This is a genomic window from Streptomyces sp. NPDC045431 (genome assembly GCF_040646655.1).
Lineage (GTDB): Bacteria > Actinomycetota > Actinomycetes > Streptomycetales > Streptomycetaceae > Streptomyces.
Genome location: NZ_JBEZAQ010000008.1, coordinates 190,148 through 214,962 on the forward strand (window position 1 = coordinate 190,148; position 24,815 = coordinate 214,962).

The window sequence follows — 24,815 nt, forward strand, 5'->3', positions numbered from 1 at the left end:
ATCCATAAGGGAGCCTTAAACCGCTCGTCACCACCGGTGGCGGGCGGTTCGTGCGCGCTCCTGACGAGGGGTTTCGCCGCCGAAATGGTCTAGTCCTCATTTGGTTCGGACCATTGACGCGCTGTTCACGAGGCGGCTATCACTGCTCCAACTCCCGTACCGCCACCCCCCTCGGAGGCCGCACGTGCAGCACCGCAAACCCCTCGTCGCCGCGCTCACCGGCGTGGCGCTGACCGCCGGCGCGCTGGCCGCCCTCGCCGGCCCCGGCACCGCCGCCGCTGCCGCCCCGGCGGCCGCCGCGCCCTCCTCCGGCGGGGTGAAGATCGCGTACTACGACCAGTGGAGCGTCTACGGCAACGCCTTCTACCCCAAGCACCTGGACACCCGGGGCATCGCGGGCAAGCTGGACATCATCAACTACTCCTTCGGCAACATCCACCCCACCGAGCTCACCTGTTTCCAGGCCAACAAGGCGGCGGGCGACGACGCCAACCCCAACGCCGGTGACGGCGCGGGCGACTCGTACGCCGACTACCAGCGGTCCTTCTCGGCCGCCGACAGCGTCGACGGGGTCGCCGACAAGTGGGACCAGCCGATCGTGGGCGTCTTCAACCAGTTCAAGGAGCTGAAGGCGAAGTACCCGAAGCTGAAGATCAACATCTCGCTGGGCGGCTGGACCTACTCCAAGTACTTCCACGACGCCGCGAAGACGGACGCGAGCCGCAAGAAGCTCGTGGCCTCCTGCATCAAGCAGTACATCGCCGGCGACCTGCCGGTCGAGGGCGGTTACGGCGGCCCCGGCACGGCTGCCGGGATCTTCGACGGCATCGACATCGACTGGGAGTACCCCGGTTCGCCCGACGGCCACCTCGGCAACCACTACGGCCCCGAGGACAAGCAGAACTTCACGCTGCTCCTCGCCGAGTTCCGCAAGCAGCTGGACGCGTACGGCGCCGCCCACGGCGGCAAGAAGTACCTGCTGACCGCCGCCCTGCCGGCCGGGCAGGACAAGATCAAGCACATCGAGACCGACAAGATCGGCGCGTACCTCGACTACGCGAACATCATGACGTACGACATGCACGGCGCCTGGGACGGCGACGGGCCGACGTACCACCAGTCGCCGCTGTACTCCGGCTCCGACGACCCGACCGACCCGATCAAGCCCGGCACCGAGAAGTACTCGATCGACAACGCCATCGACGCCTGGATCGACGGCAAGCCGGCGTACGGCATCGCGGGCGGCTTCCCCGCGAACAAGCTGACGCTGGGGTACGAGTTCTACTACCGCGGCTGGAAGGGCGTCCCCGCCGGGGCGAAGAACGGCCTGGCGCAGCCCGCGACCGGCGCCTCGGCCGCCCGGCCGGTGAGCCGGCAGGCCGGCATCGCGCACTACAAGGAGCTCGGCGGCATCGTCGACAACGCGGCGACGACCTTCTGGGACGACCAGGCGAAGGCCGCGTACTTCTACAAGGACGGCGAGTTCTTCACCGGACTGGACAAGCGGTCCATCCAGGCCCGCGCGGACTACGCCCACAACCGGGGCCTGGCGGGCGCGATGATGTACTCGCTGCTCGGGCTGGACGAGCGGACCACGCTGCTGAACGACATCGTGGCCGCGGTCGGTTCGTCGCCGTCGACCCCGGACCCGACGCCGACCCCCACCCCCACGCCGACCCCCACCCCGACCCCCACCCCCACCCCGACCCCCACCCCCACGCCGACTCCCACGCCGACCCCGACCCCGACGCCGGGTGCGTGCACGGCCGCGGCCTGGTCCGCGACGGCGGAGTACACCGGCGGCGCACAGGTCTCCCACAAGGGGCGGACCTGGAAGGCCAAGTGGTGGACGAAGGGCGAGGAGCCCGGCACCACCGGCGAGTGGGGCGTCTGGCAGGACCAGGGAGCCTGCTGACCCGCCACCACACGGCCTGACGGCCTGAGACCCACCCCCCACGACCACCGCCCCTGCCCGGCGAGCACCCCCCGGGCAGGGGCGGTTTCACGCCCCGGCGCCGATCAGCTCGGGGATGCGGTCGGGGGCCACCGCCCGCGAGTAGAGCCAGCCCTGGCCGGTGTCGCAGCCGATGCGGCGCAGGCGGGCCGCCTGGCCGGAGGTTTCGACGCACTCGGCGGTGACGGTGAGGCCGAGGCGGTGCGCGAGCTGGACCAGGGCCTCGACGATGACCTCGTCGGCCGGGTTGGGGTGCTCCTCGTCCTGGAAGCCGCGGACGAAAGAGCCGTCCAGCTTGAGGACGGAGACCGGGAGGCGGCTGAGGTAGGCGAGGTTGGAGTAGCCGGTGCCGAAGTCGTCGATGGCGATCTGCACGCCCATGTCGCTGAGCGCCTGGAGCGCCTGGAGCGGCCGGCCGGCCGAGCCCATGACGGCCGACTCGGTGAGCTCCAGCTGGAGGAGGTGGGGCGCGAGCCCCGTCTCGGCGAGGATCTCGGCGACGTCCGCGACCAGGTCGGAGTCCCACACCTGGCGTACGGCGACGTTGACGCTGACGAACAGCGGCTTCTCGCGCGGGTGCTCCTTCTGCCACTGCCGGGCCTGGCGGCACGCGGTGCGCAGCACCCACCGCCCGAGCTGGACGATCGAGCCGTCCTCTTCGGCGATCCCGATGAACCGATTCGGCGCCAGCGAGCCGAACTGCGGGTGGTTCCAGCGCACCAGCGCCTCGACGCCGCGTACCGTCCCGTCGGACATGCCGACGAGCGGTTGGTATTCGAGGGCGAACTCGCCGCGTTCGACGGCCGGGCGGAGAGTGGAGGAGAGCGACTGCCGCGTCATGCGGTGGGCGTTGCGCTCGGGATCGAACAGCGTCCAGCGGGCCTTGCCGTCGGCCTTGGCCCAGTACAGCGTGGTGTCGGCGGCCTGCATCAGGCCCGTCACGGTGGTGCCGGCGGCGGCCCGTTCGACGACCCCGATCGACGCCGAGACCGACAGCCGCTGCCCGGCCAGGTCGAACGGCCGCTGTACGGCGGCGAGTACGGACCGGGCCAGGTCGGCGAGCTGCTCCGTACCGGTCGAGTCCTCGACGAGGATCGCGAACTCGTCGCCGCCGAGCCGGGCGACGAGGTGGCCGCCGCTGCGGGTGTAGCCGTCGCTGTCCGCGCACTCGGTGAGCCGGGCGGCCACGGCCGCCAGCAGCCGGTCGCCGACGCGGTGCCCGAGGGTGTCGTTGACGGCCTTGAAGCCGTCCAGGTCCAGGTAGACGAGGCCGATCCGCCCTGATCCGCCACCGCCGTAGGAGTCGTACGCGCCGCGCGCGTCGTGCGCGCCGTAGGTGTCGTACGTGTCGTACGCGTCGTACGCGGAGTTCTCCAGCGCGGAGGCGAGCCGTTCGAAGAAGAGCGTGCGGTTGGGCAGCCGGGTCACCGGATCGTGCATCTGGAGGTGGCGCAGCCGCGCCTGGAGTTCGCGCCGGTCGCTGATGTCGGCGATGGACAGCAGCACGCGCCGGCTGTGCGGTACGGGCGCGACGGTGACCTCCGCCCACAGGGAGCGCCCGTCCGGGTGTTTGAGGCGGCGGGTGCAGCGGAAGCGGGAGCGGCGGCCGCTCAGCACCTCGCGGTAGGCGTGCCAGGTGCGGCTGTCGGAGGCGAGGTCGACGAGGTCGGAGGCCGGCTGCTCGCTCAGCGAGTCGGAGTCGGTGCCGAGGAGGGCGGCGAGGGCGTCGTTGGCGGCGACGACGAGGCCCTCGGGACCGACGACGGCCATGGCGAGGTGGGCGGCGTTGAACGCGGCGCGGTAGTCGCGCGGTTCGGTGTCGGGCACGGGGCCCGGACCGCCGGATTCGTGACTCTGCGTGTTCGGAAGGTCGGCGGTGTCGGTCGGTGAGACTGCCGCAGCTCCCGGTGCTTGGGGCATTCCGCTGGAGGTTCCGCTCACCGCTCGCTCCCGCAGGGCAGTTGTGACGCACAGATGTGGTCGGAATGGTCAGCCATCGAAAGTGTGCCGATCATAGAGGCTGTCGCGGCGGCCGTTCCAGCGCCGCCACTGGGTGAGAGGCGCCCGGAAGGTGTGAGCCGCCCCACCCGCGCGCCCCCGGTCGATCGTTTCTGCACAGGTCTGGCCCGGGTGTGGCGCCCGCCGATCCCACCCTGACCGGTTGTGACTTTGCGTGAAATCGGCCCGCTCACCCAAGTGGGGCAGCGGAACAGGGCGTATCGCGCCAAATCACCTCAGGGTGGTGAGACGTCCCGTATCCCGCACCCGGAGGTCGACGTGGAGAGTCAGCAGACACCCGAGGGAGTGGACCGCGCGCGCCTGCGGTCCACCGCCGCGGGCATCTTCTCTCTCCTGGCGCTCGCCGCGACGGGCCTCGTGGCAGGCCCCGCGTCCGCCGCGCCCGAGGCGGCCCCGTGCGCCCTGCCCCGTACCGGCGCGCACCACTCGCTGGGCCTGGACACCTGGAACGCCGCCTACCCGCGGCCGGTGCGCGACCTCGACGCGGTCATGCTCTTCCTGTCCTTCCCGGACGCGCCGCCGCTGACCCACCCCGACGAGATCGCCGCCGACCACTTCCCGGCGACCACCCATTTCTTCCAGCGCGCGTCGTACGGCCGGTTCACGCTCCGCCCGCACCTGCTGCGCGAGTGGCTGCCGATGCCGCGGCCCTCCACCGCGTACGCCATACGGCGTGACTGGGAGCCGCAGCGGCGTGCGGCCTACCTGCGCGACGCGCTCGCCGTGGCCGACCCGTACGTCGACTTCTCGCGGTACGACATCGTCTACCTGGTCGCCGACCCGGACGCGCCGGGCGTGGACTCGGACGCCACGAAGGTCGTCAACCTCGACGTCCCGCTGCGCGCCGACGGCACCGACATCCGGCGTGTCGTCACGGTCTTCGAGCGCCACCCGCCGGACCGCAACGTGCTGGCCCACGAGACCGGGCACGTCTTCGACCTGCCGGACCTCTACCGGCGGCCGATGGACGGCAAGGGTGACTGGGACACCCATGTGGGGGACTGGGACGTCATGGGCAGCCAGTTCGCGATGGCGCCGGAGCTCTTCGGCTGGCACAAGTGGAAGCTGGGCTGGCTCGGCGGGCACCAGGTCCGCTGCGTTCCGGCGGGTGAGCCGACCCTCCTCACCCTGGAGCCGCTGGCCGCGGTGCCCGAGTGGGGTGTGTCGGCGGGCACCCGGCTGGCGGTCGTCAGGACCGGCGAGCACAGTGTGCTGGCGATCGAGGCGCGCGCCGCGACCGGCAACGACGAGGGCACCTGCACCGAGGGGGTGCTGATCTACCGCGTCCGGGGCGAGGCGTCGTCCGGCGCCGGACCGGTCGAGGTGGTCGACACGCACCCGCGCACCGGCGCCTGCTGGGGCCGCTCGGTGTACGCGCCGCTCGCGGACGCGCCGCTGGGGGTGGGGGAGACCTTCACGGTGCCGGGGGAGGGCACGCGGGTGGAGGTGGCGGACCGCACCGCCACGGGCGCGTGGACGGTCAAGATCACGCCCCGTTGACCGTGACGGCGAACGACCGCGGGCGAACGACCGCGGGTGAACGCCCGCGGGCGAACGAAGAAGCCCCCCGCTTCCGCGAGGGGCTTCTTCCGTCTGTGCGCCGCCAGGGACTCGAACCCCGGACCCGCTGATTAAGAGTCAGCTGCTCTAACCAACTGAGCTAGCGGCGCCTGCTGACGTCGTAGACCTTAGCACCCTGTTCGGCGCGAGGAGAAATCGATAACGGCGCACCGCCCACAGCAGCACCTCCGGCCCCGGCAGCCACGGCCGCCGGGAGTCCGGCGCCACCACCCAGCGCGGCCCCTCGGTCGCACCCAGCGGCGCGGGCGGCGGCACGGTCACGGCGTCCCCCACGCCGTGGCAGATCAGCGGCGGTATGTCGTCGCCGCCCCACTGCTCCCAGCGCAGCAGCGACGGTAACCGCTGGGCCGTGCCCGGCGCGGTGAAGAGCAGCATCCGCCCCCGGTGCACGGCGACCGGCCCCGATCCCGGGCCCTCCTCCCACAGCCGGTCCAGGACGCGGCGCCCGGCGACCGCCGGTCCGCTCACGACGTCGAAGACCCGCCCGCAGGGCAGGACGGCGGGGGCGGCGGGGTGCGCAGCCCAGAGGTCGAGGACGGAGTCCGGGTGCGGGGCGGCGGAGGCGAGCCAGTCGGCGCCGTCGGAGGTGGCGTGGGATACGTTCATGGCCACCACACTTACGCCCTGTGACAGCCCCCTCTCCGAGGGTTGGGGAAAACCCGGACAAGCGGGTCCCTCCGGGAGTAAGGTTCGCCCGACCGGCATATGCCGTCGGCCAGCGCCCGATCCTCGCGGCGGCGCCGCCGTCAGTCCCGCTCGCTGTCCCGCAGCAGGTCACGCCCGAACTCGACCATCCGCTTCGCGTAGTCCTCGGTCCACTCCGCGCGCTCCGCGATGTCGGCGGCCGTCAGCCGGTCGAACCGGCGCGGGTCCGCGAGCTGCGCGGCCGCCATCGCCTGGAACTCCACCGCCCGGTCGGTCGCGGCGCGGAACGCCAGCGCGAGCTCGGTGGAGCGCGCGAGGAGCTCGCGCGGGTCGTCCATCGACTCCAGGTCGAAGAAGTGCTCCGGGTCGGCGGCGGCCTCCGCAGGCTCGAAGAGCAGGGGCGCGGGTTTCAGCCGCCGCTGCTCGCTCCGCTCGGTCTCCGCCATGTCGCCATCTCCTCCTGGTCCCGGCCCCCGCCCTCCGGTCGGCCACCGTCCATTGTCCCGCGCCGCGCAACCCCGCCCCGGAGCCGTCCTACGGCGCCCACCTCACCCGGTGCTCCGACAGGTGCGACAGCACCGCGTGGTTCGCCTCCCAGCCGTCCGGGAACTTGACCGTCATGCCCAGCTGCACCGGCTCCGTCGACGGGTGCTCGTCCAGCAGCTCCGCGACGCCCGCCCGGCACACCACGATGCACGCGTGCCGGTGCCGCGACGCCAGCACGCACAGGCGGCCCGTCTCCAGGTGGAACGCCGTCGCGTCCGGGCGCCCCGACAGGGGGTGGAGCACGACCGTCACGTCGTACTCCCGCCCCTGGAGCCGGTTCGCCGTGTCCACCGTCACCCCGAACACGCCCAGCTCCGCCAGCGCCGCCCGCACCGCCGCCGCCTGGTCGCGGTGCGCCGTGCCGACGGCAATCCGGTCGGGGCCCAGCGGCACCGGCTCGGCGGCCCGCTCCGAGACCGCCGCCCCGCCCCGGTCCAGCAGCCGCCGTACCACCAGCGCCACGGCCCGTACGGCCTCCGGGTCCGTACGCGGCGTGTGCCGGGCCGGCAGCTCCAGCAGGCCCCACCCGGACTCGGCCGCCTCGTCCAGCACCCGGTCGGGCCCCGACCCGTCCGACGCGACGCCGAAGGCCAGCCGCCGCTCACCCGGCCCGGTCCCGCTGCGGAACGGCGTGTACGGGTAGAACGCCTGCGACACCAGCGGCGCCGCCGACGCCGGCAGCCGCCACGACACCGGCAGCCGGTGCTGCGGCAGCTCGGGGTTGTGCGCGAGCAGCGTCGACACCGCGCTCGCGGACGGGTCGTACGACAGCCCCGCCCACTGCTCGGCGCCCACCACCGAGAACGGGTCCAGCTGCCCGGGGTCCCCGACGAACAGCGCCCGCTCGAAGAGGCCGGCCACCGTCAGCAGGGCGTCGGACCGCATCTGGTACGCCTCGTCGACGATGGCGTGGCCCCACGGCTCGACGCCCTTCACGTGCGCCCACTTCGCGGCCGTCGAGATCACCACGTCGAGCCCGGCCAGGTCCGCCGCCTTCGCCGACTTCCGTACGTTGTCGAGCGTGTCCAGCGCCTTGTCGTACGGGTCGGAGTCGTTGGAGTGCAGCCGCCCCACCGGCAGCTCCGGCTCCTTCTCGGCGAGCCGCAGGACCAGGTCGTCGACCTGGGCGTTGGTCTGCGCGACCACCATCAGCGGCCGCCCGGCCGCCGCCAGCTCCAGCGCCGCCCGCACGACGAGCGTCGACTTCCCGGCGCCCGGCGGCGAGTCCACGACGACGCCCCGGGCGTCCCCGTGCAGCGTGTCGTCGAGGATCTCCCGGGTCGCGCGCGCGGCCTCCGCGGCGGGATCGAAGGGCACGACGGCGGTCACAGCAGGTCCTCCGGCGTCACGGCGTCGGGCGTTTCCCCCGCGTCGGAACGCGGGGGACCGCCGTGGGTCCACGGCGTCTCCTCCGGGTCCGGCAGCTTCGGGCCGACCCGCTGGTCGTGCTCGAACAGCGTCCACACCAGACGGTCCCCCTTCTCCGGTACGGACCCCTCCGCCGGCTCCTTGCCCCGCCCCATCCGGTCCAGCACCCGCAGCACCAGCGCCCCGGCCTCCCCGTCCTCGAACCGCACGAACTCGGCCGTCTGCGGCTTGCCGTCCAGCGACCGGTACACCTTCACCTTCTCGCCCAGGTGCGGCCGGTCGTCCGTCCGCACCGTCAGCAGCGGGCGCGGCGCAGGGCGCTTCGACTCCGTCCACGTCATGGTCACGTCCAGCACCTCGGCCACGAACGCCTCACCGGCCAGCCGCCGCCCCGCCATGACCAGCGGATCGTCCAGCGCCTCCTGCGCCTCCAGCTGCGCCTGGGCGCTCTCGCGCGCGGCGAGCTTCTGCGCGGCCGTGACGGCGTCGTCGCGGCGCGGCTGCGGCGGCTCACCGGCCCGGATCCGGTCCCGGTGGCCGGTGAACGACCAGCGGTCCCGGGTCCAGCGGTCCGCGACCCGGGCGCCCGGCGGCAGCTCGCGCGCCAGCTCGACCGCCCGCCACACCGCCTCCCACGTGGGCCGCAGCTGGGTGACGATCAGCCGCCGGACCTCCCGCTCGGCGCGGTGCAGCTCGCCGAGCCGCTCGTCGGCCGCCTCGCCGTCCTCCGCCGCCGCGAACGCCTGCCGTGCCCGGTCGTACCGCTCGATCGCAGGCGCCAGCAGCCGGTTGTCGAACGCCGGGTCGGTCGCGGGACCGGCCGGCGGGCACAGCAGCTGCCCGTCCCGGTCACGGCCGAGCTCCGCCCGCAGCGCCGCCTCCGCGCCCGACTCACCCTCAGGGGTGTCGATCCAGGCGAGCAGCGCCCCCAGGTGCTGGTCCTCCAGCGAGGACTGGCCCGTCGCCCAGTGCCGGTTCAGCAGGTCCGTCGCCGCCAGCAGCAGCGACGAGCCCGGCACCCGCGCCCGCTCGCCGTAGTGCGTCAGCCAGCGCCCCAGCAGCGGCACGCGCGGCGGCGCCGGGAACGGCGTCTCCGGATCCTGCTCGGCCGTGCGCCGGAACCGCATCGAACGCCCCAGCAGCCGTACGTACTCGACGCCCGCCCGGCTCGGCACGATCAGCTGCGGCGCGTCCGCGCACAGCTCCACCTCGACCTTGACCTTCTTGCCGGTCTCGGGATCCGTTTCGTTGCGCTCGGCCGGCTCGACGTCGTCGGCGTACGCGTCGAGGTACGGGATCACGGCCTCCGCGAGCTCCGCGAGGAAGGCGAACCGCAGGTCCCGGTCGCGCGGCTGCGGCACGACCAGCAGCCGCGGCTCCTCCGGATCGGTCCCGAGCAGTGCCCCGAGCGGAGCACCGGCCTCACCGGCGGTCGTCAGCGGTACGAGGACGAGCGGCCGCTCCGAGAGGTGGCGGTGCCGCACGGTGGCGAGCGGCTGCGCCCGCCCGGACTCGACGGCCTCCAGCCGCGCGAGGGTGGAGATCAACGACACGCGCCCACCCCCTCCGCGAGGCCCGGGCTCAGCAGGGACACGCTCAGCAGGGACATTCGACGTACTCCTTCGGCATCCGCGCGGGCGCCTGTGCGACCGCCTCCGCCCGCAGCGCCGCCGCCCGCCGCAGCGCCGCCACCGCCGGGTCGGCCGGGTCGCCGGCCTCCCCGCGCGCCGCCGCCAGCACCGCGCCGACCGTCGTCAGCCCGCCCAGCTCGCCCCGCACCGAACGGCCCAGCGCCTCCACCGCGCCCGCCTCCCGGGCCCGGTCGCGGCAGTGGAACGCCAGCTCGCACGCGGCCAGGCACTCCGGCGCGTACGCGTGCGGCACCGCGTCCACCGCCGCCGCCAGCTGCTCCGCCGAGCACGCCTCCACATCGAAGGTGACGCCCTCCGGGAGGGCGGCCGCGATGTCCTCCACGCGCGTCAGCCGGGCCAGCTGCCGCCGCGTCACGGACAGCTGCTTGCGTACGTCGACGAGCGAGCCCGTCGGCTGGTTGGAGAAGTCCTTGGGGCAGACCAGCAGCACCGAGTGCGTCACCTCCGCGCCGTCCGTCAGGGCCGCGACCCGCTCCAGCGCCAGCACGTACACGGCGGCCTGCCGGGCGGCCGCGCCCACCTTGGCCGCGTCCGCCGAGCCGTCGATCATCGGGAAGGACTTGATCTCGACGACCGTCCACCGCCCGTCGGGCCGTACGACGACGGCGTCCGGCTCCAGGTACGCGGGCGAGCCGGCGACCTCCAGCGCGAGCATCGGATGGTCGAGCAGCGACCACCCCCCGGCCTCCGTCGCCTCACGCAGCGCCAGGGCCGTGCGCGCCGCGCGCCCCTCGGGCCCGGCCGCCGTGAGGTCCGGCACCCGCACGTCGCCCTGGCTCTCCACGCCGAGCAGCCGCAGCAGCTCCAGGCCGCCGTCGGCCTTGACCTTGGCCTCGAAGGCGTTACCGCGCATGAAGGCGAACTGCGACTGCCCGAAGCCCGACGGCGAGCCGAGGGCGGACGCCAGCGCGGCCTTGTCGACCCCCGCTCCGTCGAGCAGCGCGCGGCGCCGGCAGCCCGGATTGGCCGCCAGCGCGGCCAGCGCGCGGGCGTCCAGCGGATGCGGAGCGGCGGCGGGGCCGCGCAGCTCAGCGAGCCGGTGCCGGAGTGTCGTCTGCGGACGCCGATCGGGCCCGCTGCCCAGGAATTCGCTCACCCGCGGAAGTCTCGCATCCGCCACTGACAATCGGTGAAGTTCCCGGAACGGAACCCCCGCCGAAACGCTCCCGTACCCGGTCCCGTACCCGGTCCCGTACCCGGTCGACCCCGCGCGCCACCGGCCCCGCCAGCACCAGCCCGGCGCCCATCACCGCGCACCCCGCGACCGCGTCGAGGAAGTAGTGGTTGGCCGTCCCCATCACGACGACCACGGTCAGCAGGGGGTACGCCACCCCGAGCGCCTTCAGCAGCGGTGTACGCCCGTACCGCCACAGCATCACCCCGCACCACAGCGCCCACCCCACGTGCAGACTGGGCATCGCCGCGTACTGGTTGGTCATGCCGCCGAGCCCGCGCGGGGCGCTCGCCTCGCCGCCCCACCAGCCGTAGGCGCTGTACTGCGCCATGGTGTCGACGAACCCGTGCCCGGCGGCCAGCAGCCGCGGCGGGCAGGTCGGCAGCAGGGTGAAGCCGACGAGCCCGAGCAGTGTGGAGACCATCAGCCAGGTGCGGGCGGCCCGGTAGTGGAGGGGCCGGCGCCGGAAGAGCCAGACCAGGAGGGCGGGGGTCACCAGGTAGTGCAGGGTGGCGTACGCGAAATCGGCGGGTATGCCGAGCGCGGGGGTCGCGGTGAAGAGACGGTTCAGCGGATGTTCGGCGTTGAGGTGCAGCGCCTGTTCCAGCCGGAGTATCGCCAGCCCGTGGTCCACGGCGTCGGCCACATCACCACGCGCGAGCAGCCGCCCGCCGGAGTACGCGGCGTACACCACCACGATCAGCAGCAGCTCGGTCCACCACCGGGGACGACGACTCACGACGGTGTGCGGCATCCGAACGGTTCCCCCTCCATGGCTCCCTCCTGTCATGGACGTGGAGATCGCGGCCGGGGTTGCTCCGGCGTGGGCCCCCGTTCACGTACGGGATGATGGAGGGGCACCTTCTGTGAACCCTCAGGGAGAGCCCTCATGGCACCGCGCATCCTGCTCGCCCGGCACGGCCAGACCGAGTGGTCGCTGCTCGGCAAGCACACCGGCAGGACCGACATACCCCTCCTCGAGGAGGGCCGCCGGGGCGCGAAGCTGCTGGGCGAACGGCTGCACCGCGGCCCGTGGGGCGGCCTGGAGGGCGTCGAGATCCGTACGAGCCCGCTGGTACGCGCGCGGGAGACCTGCGAACTGGCCGGCTTCGGCGACCGCGCCGAGCGCTGGGACGCGCTGATGGAGTGGGACTACGGCGCTTACGAGGGCATGACCCCCGCCGAGATCAAGGCCCTCCGTCCGGACTGGTTCATCTGGCGCGACGGCGTCCCGGAGGGTGAGTCCCTCGCCCAGCTCTCGGCCCGCGCGGACGAGGTCGTGGAGTGGGCCCGCTCGGCCGACCGTGACGTGCTGGTCTTCGCCCACGGCCACATCCTGCGCTCCATCGGCGCCCGCTGGCTCGGCGAGGACGTCTCCTTCGCGGCCCGCATCCGCCTCGACCCGACGAGCATCTCGGCCCTGGGCTGGGCGTACGGCGCCCCGGCGATCGAGCGGTGGAACGACACGGGCCACCTGGAGGGCTGACGGCGGCTCCGGCTCCCGGTGCGGCGGGGCGTCAGACCCGGTCCAAGGCCGCCCGCCGGTCCAGGAAGGCCGCCACCGCCGGCGTCGAGCGCTGCGGGGAGAGGATTCGGACGGTGTCGACGAGCATCGCGCGGATGCGGGACGACTGGACCTCGCCCAGCAGGTCCAGCACTCGCTCGCCCGCCGCGGCCGACTCCTCCAGAGCGCCGGAGCGGGCGAGGTCCGTGGCGAGCTGGGCGCGGTAGAGCGCGAGGTTCCGGGTGAAGTGCGGGTTCTGGAGGGCCGTCGCACGGCGGGCGTGGCGGACCGCGCGGGGCCAGTCGCCGAGCGCCGACCAGCACTGGGCCTCCAGCGCCTCCAGCTCGGGTTCGCCGAAGAAGGACATCCACTCGGGGTCCGCGTCGCACGGGCCCCGCCCGAAGAGCGCGTGCGCCCGGCCCAGAGCCTGCTCACACGCCGCGCGGTCGCCGAGGCCCGCCCAGGCGCACGCCTCGCGCAGCGTCAGCAGGGCGAGCAGGCGAGCGGAGGACAGCTGCCGGGCCGCGTGCTGGCCCGCCTGGGCGGCACGGACCGCCTCGCGGAAGCGGCCCTCGTCCCGGGCGAGGAACGAGGTGTTGGAGAAGGCGTGCGCCTCCAGTGCCTGGTCGCCCGCCACGCGGGCGGTGGCCAGCGCCTCCGCGTAGTGGGAGCGGGCGTCCTCCAGGCGGCCCGAGTCATGGGCGAGCCAGCCCACGGAGAGGGCCAGCTCGCCGGTGCCCGCCTGCATCCGGTCGGCGGTCGACTGGCGGGCCGGGGTCCCCGAGTCGAGGAGCGCGTACGCCATGCGGAGCGGCTCGGCGGCTCTGCGGTACAGCCCGTCCGCGCCGTACCGGTCGTCGAGCAGGCGGATGCGCCGTACCGCCTCCTCGACGGCCTCCACCTCCGTCTCCCCGAACGTGCGGCCCGCGCGCGGGGCGGGGATGGTGCCGAGACCGGCACCGGCCAGGCCGCCGAGGCCGAGCGAGGCGGCCGCCACCGTGGCGGTACCGCTCGTCATGAATGCGCGACGCAGCACGTCGCTCTCCTCATCGTTCCGGATGGTGATCTGTGCCGCCGGTGGGGGGCCGGCGGGGGCGCGGGCCGCCCGGCCGCGCACCTGCTCACGTGCCGCGAACCCCAGATCGGCCAGGGTGAGGCCGGGGAACATGTGCAGGAACACCCGCTCGTACGCGTAGTTGGGGCAGCGGATCTCACCCGACTCCACGCGCCCGATGTAGCGGGCGTCACATGCGACCTGTTCACCGATCTCCCGGGCGGACCGGCGGACCGCGGCCGCGAACTCGGCCGGGGAGCGCCGGCCGCGCAGCCGACGGAAGGCGAGATTGGGAACTGCCCGTGACGACGCCATGGCCGAGCCCTCTCCTGCGTGCTGCCGTTGGTCCGGCGGAGGAAGAACGTACCTGCTGTGACGGGGCGCGCACGCTGCGTTTGGCAACAAACGGGATATCTCGCCCGCGATCCGCCATGAACTGCCATCCTTTGCGGCGGCGTGCCGCCGTAGCTGTTGACGCGTGTCGGCGTTGAACCCTCCGGAGAGACGGAACGTGTCTCCACACGGGGACTCGAGCGAGGAGGGATCCCTTGTTGGAGGTCGGCATGGCGTCGCAGCAGCAGTCGCACTACCAGTCCCAGTCCCAGCACGCGGAACCGCACACCACCGCACAGCACCGGCCGACGCAGGACGCGGGCGCCCCGCCTCCGGAGGCGGCCGGTGAACCCTGCGATCTGGTGACCGTGCCGACCCGTCAGGGTTTGGAGGCGGTCGACATCCTCCGTCGCGGCGGCGCCCCCGCCGTCGGCCCCGTCCTGCACGACGACCACCGCGACACCCTCGGCTTCCTGGTGCCCCCCGGCACCGCCGCCGACTGGGACATGCCGGGCAGCGCCTGTACGCAGACGGCGGGGCGGGGCCTGCGGATCCCCGACCTGGGGCCGGGCGAGCCGGGCGAGCCGCCGGTCGCCGGGGCCGGCTGGCTGCTGCCGCCCACCGGCCCCGACGCGGTCACCGACCCGGCCGTGCTGCGCCGGGCGCTCGGCGAGGCCGCCCGCCTCATCGAGGCCGCCGACAACTGCCAGTAGGCTCCCGCAGCCCCCGGCTCGCACGCCAGTGCGTCGATAATGGGCTGGTGGCGAGGAAAGCAGCACAGCACAAGCAGCGCGGGCGGCAGGCCCCGGCGACCGTCGCCGAGGCCGTGGACGGCGGCCTCGCCGAGCTCGTACCCGACCCCGGGCGCTCCCGCGCCTGGACCCTGCTCATCGACCGCGCCCCGCAGTCGCACGTCGACCTCGACGACCCCGCCCACCTGAGCTTCGCCTACCAGCGCCGCCTCGGGCACATCGCCGACCTCGTCGCCCCGCCCGGCCGCCCCCTCACCGTCGTCCACCTCGGCGGCGGCGCCTTCACCCTCGCCCGCTACGTCGCCGCCACCCGGCCCCGCTCCACCCAGCAGATCGTCGAGCTCGACGCACCGCTCGTGGCGCTGGTCCGCCGTGAGCTGCCGCTCGACCCGGGGGCCCGGATACGCGTCCGGGGCGGCGACGCCCGCGCCGGGCTCGGCAAGATCCCCGACGGCTGGGCCGACCTCGTCATCGCGGACGTCTTCAGCGGGGCGCGCACGCCCGCGCACCTCACCAGCGCGGAGTTCCTCGCCGAGGTGCGGCGCGTGCTGAAGCCCGGCGGGCACTACGCCGCCAACCTCGCCGACGGGCCGCCGCTGGCCCACCTGCGAGGTCAGATCGCCACCGCCGCCACGCTCTTCGCTGAACTCGCGCTCGCCGCAGACCCGGCCGTACTGCGCGGGCGCCGCTTCGGCAACGCGGTCCTCCTCGCCTCGGACACCCCGCTGCCGGTCGCCGAGCTGACCCGCCGGGTGGCCACGGACCCGCACCCGGGGCGCGTCGAGCACGGGCGGGCGCTGGCCGACTTCACGGGCGGGGCGACGGCCGTCACCGACGCCGCCGCCAAGCCGTCGCCCGCACCGCCCCCGTCGGTGTTCGAGTAATCGGTGTGCGAGTAAAGAGGACTACGTCCGTCCGCATGGTGGGCGGGCTGTTGCCCCGCACGGCCGCCGGAGGCCAGAATCGGGCAATTGTCCCAATGAAGCCCAATGAAGGAGGGAGAGCCCCCATGGGTAAACATGTCCATGTTCGTATCCGCCAAGGAATGGGCGTCTCCGACGCCGGCGAGCTCATCGAGCACTACCACTGCCGCTGCGGCGAGACGTGGATCAAGTCCTACCCGGTCGACGACGGCGAACCGGAGTAGCGGCAGGATCCGGAAGACAGGTCCTAGCGCTCGTCGATCTCGACGCGTGGCGCGGTGTCGTGCCAGACGCAGAACACCGAGATCTCCCGGCCGTCCTTCGTGAACGTCACCCGGATCCACGTCGGCTGCTTCCACACCTGCATCTGCCAGCCGGAGGCCGGGGTCGCCGAGACCAGCTCGGCGGAGGAGGGCCCCATGTCGAAGGCCACCCGGCCGCCGTCGACCGAGTAACTCTTCACGCTGCCGGTGGGCCGGCCGCTCGCCGACGGTGTCCTCTCCGGCGTACGGGACGGGGACGGGGACGCGGGCGCGGACGGCTCGCGCGACGGCGACTCCGGCCGCTTCGACCCGGGCGTCCCGCCGGTGCGCGGGGGAGCGGACGAGGCCGGCTTCTCCTCCGGATCCGGCCCCGGGCGCCGCGTCGACGACGACTGCGGCTCGGCGCCGCCCGCGGGTGCCGTGGGACGGTCGGCCGTGATCGGCAGGGCGCGCGGCGGGTCGTACGCCGTCCCGGCCATCACCGTGTGCACACCCCACCACGACAGAGTGACCGCCGCGCCGGTGGCGAGCGACCACGCCATGGCATGTACGAGTCCTCTACGCATCCGGGCCATAGTGCACTACCCGTCCACGGTGTCCTACCGGTCCCCCTCGTTCCGCCGAACGGATGAGGGATGGCGTACGGTGCGGGCCATGGCAAGTGTGCTCGTGGTCGAGGACGACCAGTTCGTGCGCTCCGCCCTCATCCGGCACCTGTCCGAGGCCGGCCACACCGTGCGGAGCGTCGGCACGGCCCTGGAGGCGCTGCGCGAAGTGGCCCATCACCGCTTCGACGTGGTCATCCTGGACCTCGGACTGCCCGATCTGGACGGGTCGGAGGCCCTGAAGATGCTGCGCGGCATCACCGACGTACCGGTGATCATCGCGACCGCGCGGGACGACGAGGCCGAGATCGTACGGCTCCTGAACGACGGCGCCGACGACTACCTCACCAAGCCCTTCTCGGTGGAGCACCTCTCCGCGCGGATGGCCGCCGTGCTGCGCCGCTCGCGCGCCGCGGCCGGGGACGTACCGCCGCCGCGCCTGATCCAGGTGGGCGGGCTGTCCATCGACCCGCTGCGGCGGCAGGCCGAACTCGACGGGGTGCCCCTGGACCTGACGCGGCGGGAGTTCGACCTGCTGACCTTCCTGGCCGGGCGGCCGGGCGTGGTCGTCCCGCGCAAGGAGCTGCTCGCCGAGGTGTGGCAGCAGTCGTACGGCGACGACCAGACCATCGACGTCCACCTGTCATGGCTCCGCAGAAAGCTGGGCGAGACGGCGGCCCGACCGCGGTACCTGCACACGCTGCGGGGTGTGGGCGTGAAGCTGGAGCCGCCGCTGTGAGGTGGGCGCTCGTCAAGGTGGCGCTGGCGGTGACGGTGATGGTCGTGGTGGCCTTCGCCGTGCCCTTGGGCCTGGTCATCAAGGAGATGGCACGGGACCGGGCCTTCACCAACGCCGAGCGGCAGGCCGCCGCCATCGGCCCCACCCTCTCCATCACCACCGACCGCGACCAGCTGGAACGCGCCGTCGCCTCCACGCAGGCCGGGGCCGCCGGGCGCATGGCCGTCCACATCCCCGGCCCGGGGGAGGGCGGCGAGGCCGTGACCATCGGTACGGGGCGGGCCGCCGCGAAGGACCTCGCCACCGTGCAGCGGGTGCCGCGCGCCTCGACGACCGAGGTGTCCGGCGGCTTCGCGCTGCTCCAGCCGACCGCCATCAGCACCGGCCGGATCGCGATCGTCGAGGTGTACGTGCCCGAGGGGGAGGTCACCAACGGCATCGCCACCGCGTGGCTGGTCCTCGCCGGGGTCGGGGCCGCGCTGGTCGTCGGGTCCGTCGCGGTCGCCGACCGGCTCGGCGTGCGCATGGTGCAGCCCGCCCAGCGCCTCGCGCGGGCCGCGCACGAGCTCGGCGAGGGCAAGCTGGGCGCCCGCGTCCCCGAAGACGGGCCCACGGAGCTGAAGTCCGCCGCGGTCGCCTTCAACTCGATGGCCGATCAGGTCGTCCAGCTCCTCGCCAACGAGCGCGAGCTCGCCGCCGACCTCTCCCACCGGCTGCGCACCCCGCTGACGGTGCTGCGGCTCAACGCCGCGTCCCTGGGCGACGGGCCCGCCGCCGACCAGACGCGCGCGGCCGTCGAGCAGCTGGAGCGGGAGGTCGACGTCATCATCCGCACGGCCAGGGAGGCCAAGCCCCAGACGCAGCCCACCGGTCCGGGCGCCGGCTGCGACGCCTCGGAGGTCGTACGGGAGCGGATGGACTTCTGGTCCGCGCTGGCGGAGGACGAGGGGCGCAAGGTGCGGGTGGCGGGTGTCGACCGGCCCGTACGCATCCCGGTGGCCCGGCCCGAACTCGTCGCCGCGCTCGACGCGCTGCTCGGCAACGTCTTCCGCCACACCCCGGAGGGCACCGCCTTCTCGGTGGACCTCCACAACGGCGACGACGCCGTGATCATCCTCGTCTCGGACGCCGGTCCCGGCATCGCCGATCCGGAGGCGGCGCTGGCGCGCGGCAACAGCGGCGGCCGGGACGGCTCGACGGGGCTCGGGCTCGACATCGTGCGCCGGGTCGCCGAGTCGACCGGCGGCGACGTGCGGATCGGGCACTCGGTGCTGGGCGGCACGGAGGTCCGGATCTGGATCGGACTGGGCGATGGGCGCGCCGACGCCCCGGCGCGGCGCGGGCACCGCGTCGTACGCCGCCGCCGCACGAGCGCCGGGCGTGCCCCGCGTTAGTCGGCTCCCACCCGGCCGGAGCGCGCCCTTCCGCACCTCTCCGGCTCGTCACCCCTCCAGCTCGTCGAGGAACGACGTGATGAGCTTGCCCCACTGCTCCGGCGCCTCGGCGAACGGCAGGTGCCCGGTGGCCAGCTCCTCCAGGCGCGCGCCGGGGATGCCGGCGGCGACGGCGCGGTGCAGGGCGGGCGGTACGAGCCGGTCCGCGGTCGTGGAGATCACCAGCGTCGGTACGGCTATGCCCGCCAGGTCCGCGCGCACGTCGGTGCGCGCCACCAGGTCGGCGTGGTCACCCGTCCCGGGCGGCGCGGTCTCGCCCGTGGAACGGATCGCCGCCTCCAGCTGCTCGGGCGGCAGCGCCTCCAACAGTCCCGGGCTGAGCGCGAGCGGTACGAGGAAGCGGCCCATCAGCTCCCGCTGCCCGCTGACGAACAGCTCGCGCCACACCTCGGCGGCCAGCCGCGTGCGGTGGTCGGGCTGGGCGAACGCGGAGGTCAGGACCAGGGCCGTGACCCGCTCGGGGTACCGGGCGGCGACCCGCACGGCCACCGAACCGCCCAGCGAGTACCCGGAGACGGCGAACCGGTCCAGGCCCTCCGCGTCGGCCGCGGCGACCAAGGCGTCGGCGAGGTCGTCCACTTCGAGGGCGCCCTCGGCGCGGGGCGTGCCGCCCGTACCCGGGAAGTCGACGCCCACGATGCGGCGCCCCTGGGCCAGGATGTCGAGGACCGGGCCGTAGTTGGCCTCGATGCCGCCACCGGCGCCGTGGGCGAGGAGGAGGCCGGGGCCGGAGGTGCCGCGGACGGTGCGGGCGAAGGCGGGCGCGGCCGACATGGATGACGCGGCCGACACGGATGACGTGGATGACGCGGTGGACGTGGATGACATGGGCGGCCCCTCGTTTCTGTAGCGGTCGCTAGGAAATCTGGTGCAACCGTAGCACCTTTTCTAGCGACCGCTACAGAAATAAATCGCGGGTCCGGCCCCGGGTGTCGAAGCGTCAGGACGCGTCCACCGTCGGCAGTTCGCCGGACCGCGCCACCTTCGCGTACCAGTGCGCGCTCGACTTCGGCGTCCGCGCCTGCGTCTCGTAGTCCACGTGCACCGCACCGAACCGCTTGGCGTACCCGTACGACCACTCGAAGTTGTCCATCAGGGACCACAGGAAGTAGCCGCGTACGTCCGCGCCGTCGGCGATCGCGCGGTGCACCGCTTCCAGGTGCCCGTGGACGTAGGCGATGCGGTCCGGGTCGTGGACCGAGCCGTCGGCGGCGACCTCGTCCTCGTACGCCGCGCCGTTCTCCGTGATGAGCAGGGGCAGGCCCGGGTGCTCGCCGGCCAGGCGCATCAGCAGGTCGTACATGCCCGTCGGGTCGACCGCCCAGCCCATCGCCGTCCGCGCGCCGGGCGGCTGGTGGAACGCGACGTCCTCCGCGCCCGGCCACGGCGAGTGGGCGCTGGCGCCGTGCCCGTCGTTGCGCGGGGCGGCCTCCCCGTCGCGGATCTTCGCCACCACGGCGGGGGTGTAGTAGTTGACGCCCAGGAAGTCGAGGCGCTGGTGGATGGCGGTGAGGTCGCCCGGCCGGACGAACGACCAGTCGGTGAGCGCCGCCGTGTCCGCGAGCAGGTCCTCCGGATACCCCCCGTCCAGCATGGGCCCGAGCCAGACGCGGTTGCCCACCGCGTCGATGCGGCGTACCGCGTCGATGTCCTCGGCCGCCGGGGTCAGCGGCCGCACCTCGTGCAGGTTGAGCGAGGCCGACACCTCGGCGTCGGCCGGCAGGGCGGCCCGCAGCGCCTGGACCGCGAGGCCGTGCCCGAGATTGAGGTGGTGCGCGGCGCGCAGCGCGGCGACGGGGTCGGTGCGGCCCGGGGCGTGGACGCCGGAGCCGTACCCGAGGAAGGCGGTGCACCATGGCTCGTTGAGGGTGATCCAGCGGCCGACGCGGTCGCCGAGCGCGTCGGCGACGAGGGCGGCGTACTCGCCGAACCGCTCGGCGGTGGCCCGGTGCGGCCAGCCGCCCGCGTCCTCCAGCTCCTGCGGCAGGTCCCAGTGGTAGAGCGTCAGGGTCGGGGAGATGCCGTGCGCGAGAAGCTCGTCGACGAGCTCGCGGTAGAAGTCGAGGCCCTTCTGGACGGCGGGGCCGCGGCCGGTGGGCTGTACGCGCGACCAGGAGACCGAGAAGCGGTACGCGCTCAGGCCGAGGTCCGCCATGAGCCGTACGTCGTCGCGGAAGCGGTGGTAGTGGTCGGTCGCCACGTCGCCGGTGTGACCCTGGAACACCTTGCCCGGTGTGCGGGAGAAGGTGTCCCAGATGGAGGGGGTGCGGCCGCCCTCGGTGGCCGCGCCTTCGATCTGGTACGCGGCGGTGGCGGCGCCCCAGAGGAAGCCGGGCGGGAACTGACGGGTCGCGGTGAGAGGGCGAGCGTCGGACGCAGTCATATGGGAGCGCTCCCAGGGAGAAGAGGAGGGGTGGGTAGGGGTGGGTTGAGGACGAAGGCTGATGTCGGGGGGCCGGACCGGGGGCCTGGACGGGGGCGCGCGCGAAGCGGCCGGGTGGCCGGGTGACGGGACTTGGGGTGGGGGCGCGGGGTGCCGGGGATTGGGTGGGGGCGGGTGGCGACGGCGCTAGCGCGGACGTCCGCCCCGGCCCTGCCACCCGTGGCCGCCCCCGGGCCCGCCCCCCGTGGCCGCCCCTGGCCCGGGCCCCGTGGGGGCCGGCCCCGGCGGTGCGTGGGCCTCAGCTCTTGACCGCGCCCGAGGTGATGCCGCCCACGATGTGCTTGCCGAGCAGGGCGAAGACCAGCAGCAGCGGCACGGTGGAGATCAGGGCGCCCGTCAGCACGATCGCCTGGTTGATGGTGTGGTTGCCCGAGCCCAGGCCGGCGAGCGCCACCTGAAGCGTCGGGTTGCCGTCCGGCGTGAGGGCGATGAACGGCCAGAAGAAGTCGTTCCACGCCTGGACGAAGACGAGCATGCCCAGCACCGCCATCGCCGGGCGCGCGACGGGGAAGACCACGTGCCAGATGATGCGCAGGCTGTGCGCGCCGTCCACCCGGGCCGCCTCGACCAGCTCCACGGGCAGCGCCTCCAGCAGGTACTGCCGCATGAAGAACACCCCGAACGCGGCCACCAGCGACGGCAGGACGACGGACTGGAGCTGGTCCACCCACCCGAGATCGGTGATGATCCGGTACAGCGGGATCACGCTGAGCTGCGGCGGGATGGTCATGGTCGCCACCACCAGCGCGAGCAGCGCGTTGCGGCCGCGGAAGGGCAGCTTGGCGAAGGCGAATCCGGCGAGTGTGGAGAACACCACGGTCGACGCCGCCACCAGACCGGCCACCACCGTGGTGTTGACCAGCGCCTCGCCCATGTCGACCTGGTTCCAGGCGAAGGTGAGGTTGTCGAGGAGGCGCGGTCCCGGCAGCAGCGGGGCCGGGGCCTCCACCACGCGCTCGCCGGTGTGCGAGGCCGCGACGAGGTTCCAGTACAGCGGGAAGAGCGAGAAGAGGGCGGCCAGGCCGAGGAGGACGTACGTCAGCGGGCCCGCGTGGTGCTGGCGCCCCGCCGCCGGCCGCGCCGGCCGGAGCCGCTTCAGCGGTGTTCCGAGGCTCATGACGTCCTTCCCTTGATGCCCTTGATCCCCTTGATCCCTTTGCGGGCGACGAGCAGCCGCGCCGCGCCGATCAGCAGCAGGAGCAGCAGCATCACCCAGGCGATGGCGGACGCCTGCCCCAGGGCGCCGGTGACCCAGCCCTTCTCGTACATCAGCAGGCTCAGCGTCTGGTACTGACCGCCGCTGCCGCCGCTCACCCCGAGGCTGCCGCCGAACAGCATCGGCTCGCCGAACAGCTGCGTGGCCCCGATCGTCGAGACCACGATCGTGAACAGGATGGTCGGGCGGATGGACGGAATGGTCACGCTGATGAACTGGCGCCAGCGCGACGCCCCGTCGAGGGCGGCCGCCTCGTACAGGTCCTGGGGAACGGCCTGCATCGCGGCGAGGTAGATCAGCGCGTTGTAGCCGGTCCAGCGCCAGATGACGATGACCGAGATCGCGATCTGGGCCGGCCACTTGGACGACTCCCAGTCGACGGGGTCGAAACCGACCCACCCCAGGACGGTGTTGACGAGGCCGTAGTCGCTGTTGAACAGCTGCGCGAAGACGAGCGTCGCGGCGGCGATCGAGGTGGCGTACGGGGCGAGGACCGCGACCCGGAAGAAACCGCGGCCGCGCAGCTTGTAGTTGAGCAGGTGCGCGAGCCCCAGCGCCATCAGCAGCTGCGGAACGGTCGAGATGACCCCGATGGTGAAGGTGTTGGCGAGTGCCCGCCAGAAGAACTCGCTGTCCCACAGGCCCGTGTAGTTGTCGAAGCCGCGCCACTCCGCCTCACCGCCGAGCTCCACGCGGTGCAGCGACAGCCAGCCCGTGTAGATCAGGGGGAAGAGCCCGAAGGCCGCGAAGCAGAGGAAGAACGGCGAGACGAAGGCGTACGGGGTCGCCTTGAGGTCCCAGCGGTAGAGGCGGCTGCGCCAGCCGCTGCCCGCGCGTACGGCACGGGGCGGCGGCGAGGGCGTGGGCGGCGGTGGCGCGGTGCCGCCATCGGTCGCCGCACGGACGGAGGTGGCCACGAGGGGCATTCCTTCCAGGTCGGTACGGGGCGGGGTGGCCGTCCGGCGGGGGAGCGCCGGGCGGCCACCCCGCCTCAGGGGCGCCCCGCTACTGATCGATCTTGTCGTCGACCAGCTTCTTGACGTTCTCCCAGGCGGCGTCGGGCGCGGTGCCGCGCTGCTCGATGTCGAGGATGCCGTTGTCGGTGATGAAGGTCTTCACCTGGCCGTCGTAGCGGCTGACCGGCGCGGGTGTGATGCCGGCCGCGGCCTCGGAGTAGATCCTGCCGACGGGGGTGTCGCCGAAGTACGGGATCTTGGCGTTCTGGACGGTGGCGGAGGCGAGGGTGGCCTTGGTGGAGGGGATGTTGCCGTTGACCCCGAACACCTTGGCGTGCTGCTCGGGCGCGGTCAGCCAGGCGGCGAGCTTCGCGGCCTCCTCCGCGTGCTTGCCGGACTTCGGTACGGCGAGGAAGGAGCCACCCCAGTTGCCCGCGACCGGCGGCGCGGCGATGTCCCACTTGCCCTGGTTGGCCGGTCCGGCCTGGTCCTTGATGATGCCGGTCATCCAGCTCGGGCAGGCGACGGTGGCGAAGGCGGAGTTCTTGAACCCGGCGTTCCAGCTGCCCTTCTCGTCGAACTGCCGCAGTTTGGCGGTGATGCCGCTCTGCGCGGCCTCGACGGCGAGGTCCCACGCCTTCTTCACGCCGGGGCTGTTGGCGTAGTCCAACTCGCCCTTCTCGTTGGCGTACTGGAGGGGCTGGCTGGAGAGCACGGCGTTGAACAGGCCGCTCGCGGAGTCGTGGAAGGCGGTCCCGGCCGGGGCGTTCTTCTGGTACGTCTTGCCGGTGGCGACGAACTTCGCCCAGTCGCCGGCCCAGAGCCGGGCGACCTGGGTGCGGTCGGTGGGCAGCTTGGCCTTGGCGAAGAGGTCCTTGTTGTAGCAGATGGCCATCGGGCCGATGTCGGTGCCGAGGCCGATGACCTTGCCGTCGACGGTCGTGGCCTGCTTGACCTTCCAGTCGAGGAAGGCGGACGTGTCGGCGCCGCCGCTCTTGGAGAGGTCCACCCACTTGTTCGCCATGGCGGGGCCGGTGGCCTCCGCGATGTAACCGACCTCGATGGCCTGGATGTCGGCGAGGCCGCTGTTGCGGGAGAGGCGGAGCTTCAGCGTGTCCCAGTACTTCTGGCCGTCCGCGACGTTCGATTCCTCGATCTTGATGTTCGGGTGGAGCCTCTCGTACTCGGCGTAGAGCTTGGCCCCGTTCTTGTCGTCGTAGCCGAAGGAGCCGAAGGTTCCGATGCGCAGGGTGATCTTCTCGTCGCCGGCTGCCTGGCCGGAACCGCCGCCGTCGCCGCAGCCGGTGAGCAGGACCGCGCAGGCCGCGACTGCGGCGGCGGCTCCGGTGTACGCGGTGCGCGTGCGGCGCCCGGTACCCGCGGGGCGCGTGGGGCGGCGGCCGGGCGCTCCGGCGCGCGTTCTGCCGCCGGACGTGCTGGAAGGGCGCATTCAACTCTCCTCGTCGTCTGTGGGAGCGCTCCCACGATGTTGGGTCACGAGGGTGGGTGTCAAGGGATGGGCGCGAATTGGAGCAGCTCCGTACGCAGGGACGTCCGCAGGACGTCGAGGGCTCGACCGGTGTCCGACGGGCGCCCGTCGGGTGCCCGTCGGGTGCCCGTCCGGTGTCACGTCC

The 24,815-nt window shown here is 73.4% G+C and carries 21 protein-coding genes, 1 tRNA gene and 1 pseudogene; 8 read left to right on the forward strand and 15 right to left on the reverse strand.

Annotated elements, in window-relative coordinates:
* The first annotated feature begins 184 nt into the window (after window positions 1-184).
* Window positions 185-1,915, forward strand: a complete 1,731-nt coding sequence (locus tag AB0A69_RS19390; protein ID WP_361422953.1) for a glycosyl hydrolase family 18 protein — start codon at window positions 185-187, stop codon at window positions 1,913-1,915.
* A gap of 87 nt (window positions 1,916-2,002) precedes the next feature.
* Here the strand turns inward: AB0A69_RS19390 and AB0A69_RS19395 are convergent, their stop codons facing one another.
* Window positions 2,003-3,781: an EAL domain-containing protein gene (locus AB0A69_RS19395; protein WP_361422956.1), complete on the reverse strand. Its 1,779-nt coding sequence runs from the start codon at window positions 3,779-3,781 to the stop codon at window positions 2,003-2,005.
* Between the two features lie 450 nt (window positions 3,782-4,231).
* Between AB0A69_RS19395 and AB0A69_RS19400 the strand changes: the two genes are divergently transcribed.
* Complete coding sequence (locus AB0A69_RS19400; protein WP_361422959.1) at window positions 4,232-5,473, forward strand: M6 family metalloprotease domain-containing protein; 1,242 nt, start codon at window positions 4,232-4,234, stop codon at window positions 5,471-5,473.
* A 96-nt stretch (window positions 5,474-5,569) separates the two neighbouring features.
* Here AB0A69_RS19400 and AB0A69_RS19405 read toward each other — a convergent pair.
* The 7 genes and pseudogenes from AB0A69_RS19405 to AB0A69_RS19435 all read right to left on the reverse strand — a co-directional run bounded on the left by AB0A69_RS19405 (window position 5,570) and on the right by AB0A69_RS19435 (window position 11,693).
* Window positions 5,570-5,643: transfer RNA gene (locus AB0A69_RS19405), tRNA-Lys, on the reverse strand.
* Window positions 5,634-6,160, reverse strand: a pseudogene (locus AB0A69_RS19410) (bifunctional DNA primase/polymerase). Before AB0A69_RS19410 ends, AB0A69_RS19405 begins: the two are co-directional and overlap by 10 nt.
* Before the next feature lie 140 nt (window positions 6,161-6,300).
* Complete coding sequence (locus tag AB0A69_RS19415; RefSeq protein ID WP_361422962.1) at window positions 6,301-6,645, reverse strand: hypothetical protein; 345 nt, start codon at window positions 6,643-6,645, stop codon at window positions 6,301-6,303.
* An 88-nt stretch (window positions 6,646-6,733) separates the two neighbouring features.
* The gene (locus AB0A69_RS19420) at window positions 6,734-8,074 is read right to left on the reverse strand and encodes an AAA family ATPase (protein ID WP_361422965.1); all 1,341 of its coding nucleotides are present in this window, start codon (window positions 8,072-8,074) and stop codon (window positions 6,734-6,736) included.
* Complete coding sequence (locus AB0A69_RS19425) at window positions 8,071-9,666, reverse strand: hypothetical protein (RefSeq protein WP_361422968.1); 1,596 nt, start codon at window positions 9,664-9,666, stop codon at window positions 8,071-8,073. Before AB0A69_RS19425 ends, AB0A69_RS19420 begins: the two co-directional genes overlap by 4 nt.
* A gap of 43 nt (window positions 9,667-9,709) precedes the next feature.
* Window positions 9,710-10,861: a hypothetical protein gene (locus tag AB0A69_RS19430; RefSeq protein ID WP_361422971.1), complete on the reverse strand. Its 1,152-nt coding sequence runs from the start codon at window positions 10,859-10,861 to the stop codon at window positions 9,710-9,712.
* Window positions 10,794-11,693, reverse strand: coding sequence for a phosphatase PAP2 family protein (locus AB0A69_RS19435; protein ID WP_361422974.1), 900 nt, complete (start codon window positions 11,691-11,693; stop codon window positions 10,794-10,796). The genes AB0A69_RS19430 and AB0A69_RS19435 overlap by 68 nt, the downstream gene beginning before the upstream one ends.
* Window positions 11,694-11,828: 135 nt before the next feature.
* Here AB0A69_RS19435 and AB0A69_RS19440 point away from each other — a divergent pair, with 135 nt between their 5' ends.
* Window positions 11,829-12,425 (forward strand): histidine phosphatase family protein, encoded by a 597-nt coding sequence (locus AB0A69_RS19440; RefSeq protein WP_361422977.1) that lies wholly within the window; start codon window positions 11,829-11,831, stop codon window positions 12,423-12,425.
* A 31-nt stretch (window positions 12,426-12,456) separates the two neighbouring features.
* Here the strand turns inward: AB0A69_RS19440 and AB0A69_RS19445 are convergent, their stop codons facing one another.
* Window positions 12,457-13,812 (reverse strand): tetratricopeptide repeat protein, encoded by a 1,356-nt coding sequence (locus tag AB0A69_RS19445; RefSeq protein WP_361422980.1) that lies wholly within the window; start codon window positions 13,810-13,812, stop codon window positions 12,457-12,459.
* A gap of 248 nt (window positions 13,813-14,060) precedes the next feature.
* On the opposite strand from AB0A69_RS19445, the gene AB0A69_RS19450 reads away from it, so the two are divergent.
* From AB0A69_RS19450 to AB0A69_RS19460, 3 genes are all read left to right on the forward strand, one after another.
* Window positions 14,061-14,543, forward strand: coding sequence for a hypothetical protein (locus AB0A69_RS19450; protein ID WP_361422983.1), 483 nt, complete (start codon window positions 14,061-14,063; stop codon window positions 14,541-14,543).
* A 47-nt stretch (window positions 14,544-14,590) separates the two neighbouring features.
* Window positions 14,591-15,466, forward strand: a complete 876-nt coding sequence (locus AB0A69_RS19455; protein ID WP_361422986.1) for a fused MFS/spermidine synthase — start codon at window positions 14,591-14,593, stop codon at window positions 15,464-15,466.
* Between the two features lie 125 nt (window positions 15,467-15,591).
* Entirely contained in the window at window positions 15,592-15,729 is a 138-nt protein-coding gene (locus tag AB0A69_RS19460) for a hypothetical protein (RefSeq protein WP_361422989.1), read from the forward strand.
* Between the two features lie 23 nt (window positions 15,730-15,752).
* On the opposite strand, the gene AB0A69_RS19465 is transcribed toward AB0A69_RS19460, so the two are convergent.
* Window positions 15,753-16,343: a hypothetical protein gene (locus tag AB0A69_RS19465; RefSeq protein WP_361422992.1), complete on the reverse strand. Its 591-nt coding sequence runs from the start codon at window positions 16,341-16,343 to the stop codon at window positions 15,753-15,755.
* A 79-nt stretch (window positions 16,344-16,422) separates the two neighbouring features.
* Between AB0A69_RS19465 and AB0A69_RS19470 the strand changes: the two genes are divergently transcribed.
* Window positions 16,423-17,112: a response regulator transcription factor gene (locus tag AB0A69_RS19470; protein WP_361422995.1), complete on the forward strand. Its 690-nt coding sequence runs from the start codon at window positions 16,423-16,425 to the stop codon at window positions 17,110-17,112.
* Window positions 17,109-18,506, forward strand: coding sequence for a HAMP domain-containing sensor histidine kinase (locus AB0A69_RS19475; protein WP_361422998.1), 1,398 nt, complete (start codon window positions 17,109-17,111; stop codon window positions 18,504-18,506). Before AB0A69_RS19470 ends, AB0A69_RS19475 begins: the two co-directional genes overlap by 4 nt.
* A 48-nt stretch (window positions 18,507-18,554) precedes the next feature.
* On the opposite strand, the gene AB0A69_RS19480 is transcribed toward AB0A69_RS19475, so the two are convergent.
* The 5 genes from AB0A69_RS19480 to AB0A69_RS19500 form a co-directional block, all read right to left on the reverse strand.
* Window positions 18,555-19,340, reverse strand: coding sequence for an alpha/beta hydrolase (locus AB0A69_RS19480; RefSeq protein WP_361423206.1), 786 nt, complete (start codon window positions 19,338-19,340; stop codon window positions 18,555-18,557).
* A gap of 166 nt (window positions 19,341-19,506) precedes the next feature.
* Window positions 19,507-20,949: a GH1 family beta-glucosidase gene (locus AB0A69_RS19485; protein ID WP_361423001.1), complete on the reverse strand. Its 1,443-nt coding sequence runs from the start codon at window positions 20,947-20,949 to the stop codon at window positions 19,507-19,509.
* A gap of 298 nt (window positions 20,950-21,247) precedes the next feature.
* Complete coding sequence (locus tag AB0A69_RS19490) at window positions 21,248-22,126, reverse strand: carbohydrate ABC transporter permease (protein WP_361423004.1); 879 nt, start codon at window positions 22,124-22,126, stop codon at window positions 21,248-21,250.
* The gene (locus tag AB0A69_RS19495) at window positions 22,123-23,142 is read right to left on the reverse strand and encodes a sugar ABC transporter permease (RefSeq protein ID WP_361423007.1); all 1,020 of its coding nucleotides are present in this window, start codon (window positions 23,140-23,142) and stop codon (window positions 22,123-22,125) included. Before AB0A69_RS19495 ends, AB0A69_RS19490 begins: the two co-directional genes overlap by 4 nt.
* An 88-nt stretch (window positions 23,143-23,230) precedes the next feature.
* Window positions 23,231-24,631 carry an ABC transporter substrate-binding protein gene (locus tag AB0A69_RS19500; RefSeq protein WP_361423010.1) on the reverse strand — a complete coding sequence of 467 codons (1,401 nt, stop codon included), beginning with the start codon at window positions 24,629-24,631 and terminating at the stop codon, window positions 23,231-23,233.
* Window positions 24,632-24,815 lie beyond the last annotated feature (184 nt).

What these genes read in the sequence shown, in the direction of transcription:
- AB0A69_RS19415 (WP_361422962.1), bottom strand. Translation starts at nt 6,645, where the DNA reads ATGGCGGAGACCGAGCGGAGCGAGCAGCGGCGGCTGAAACCCGCGCCC.
- AB0A69_RS19435 (WP_361422974.1), bottom strand. Translation starts at nt 11,693, where the DNA reads ATGCCGCACACCGTCGTGAGTCGTCGTCCCCGGTGGTGGACCGAGCTG.
- AB0A69_RS19440 (WP_361422977.1), top strand. Translation starts at nt 11,829, where the DNA reads ATGGCACCGCGCATCCTGCTCGCCCGGCACGGCCAGACCGAGTGGTCG.
- AB0A69_RS19445 (WP_361422980.1), bottom strand. Translation starts at nt 13,812, where the DNA reads ATGGCGTCGTCACGGGCAGTTCCCAATCTCGCCTTCCGTCGGCTGCGC.
- AB0A69_RS19450 (WP_361422983.1), top strand. Translation starts at nt 14,061, where the DNA reads ATGGCGTCGCAGCAGCAGTCGCACTACCAGTCCCAGTCCCAGCACGCG.
- AB0A69_RS19460 (WP_361422989.1), top strand. Translation starts at nt 15,592, where the DNA reads ATGGGTAAACATGTCCATGTTCGTATCCGCCAAGGAATGGGCGTCTCC.
- AB0A69_RS19465 (WP_361422992.1), bottom strand. Translation starts at nt 16,343, where the DNA reads ATGGCCCGGATGCGTAGAGGACTCGTACATGCCATGGCGTGGTCGCTC.
- AB0A69_RS19470 (WP_361422995.1), top strand. Translation starts at nt 16,423, where the DNA reads ATGGCAAGTGTGCTCGTGGTCGAGGACGACCAGTTCGTGCGCTCCGCC.
- AB0A69_RS19480 (WP_361423206.1), bottom strand. Translation starts at nt 19,340, where the DNA reads ATGTCGGCCGCGCCCGCCTTCGCCCGCACCGTCCGCGGCACCTCCGGC.
- AB0A69_RS19485 (WP_361423001.1), bottom strand. Translation starts at nt 20,949, where the DNA reads ATGACTGCGTCCGACGCTCGCCCTCTCACCGCGACCCGTCAGTTCCCG.
- AB0A69_RS19490 (WP_361423004.1), bottom strand. Translation starts at nt 22,126, where the DNA reads ATGAGCCTCGGAACACCGCTGAAGCGGCTCCGGCCGGCGCGGCCGGCG.
- AB0A69_RS19500 (WP_361423010.1), bottom strand. Translation starts at nt 24,631, where the DNA reads ATGCGCCCTTCCAGCACGTCCGGCGGCAGAACGCGCGCCGGAGCGCCC.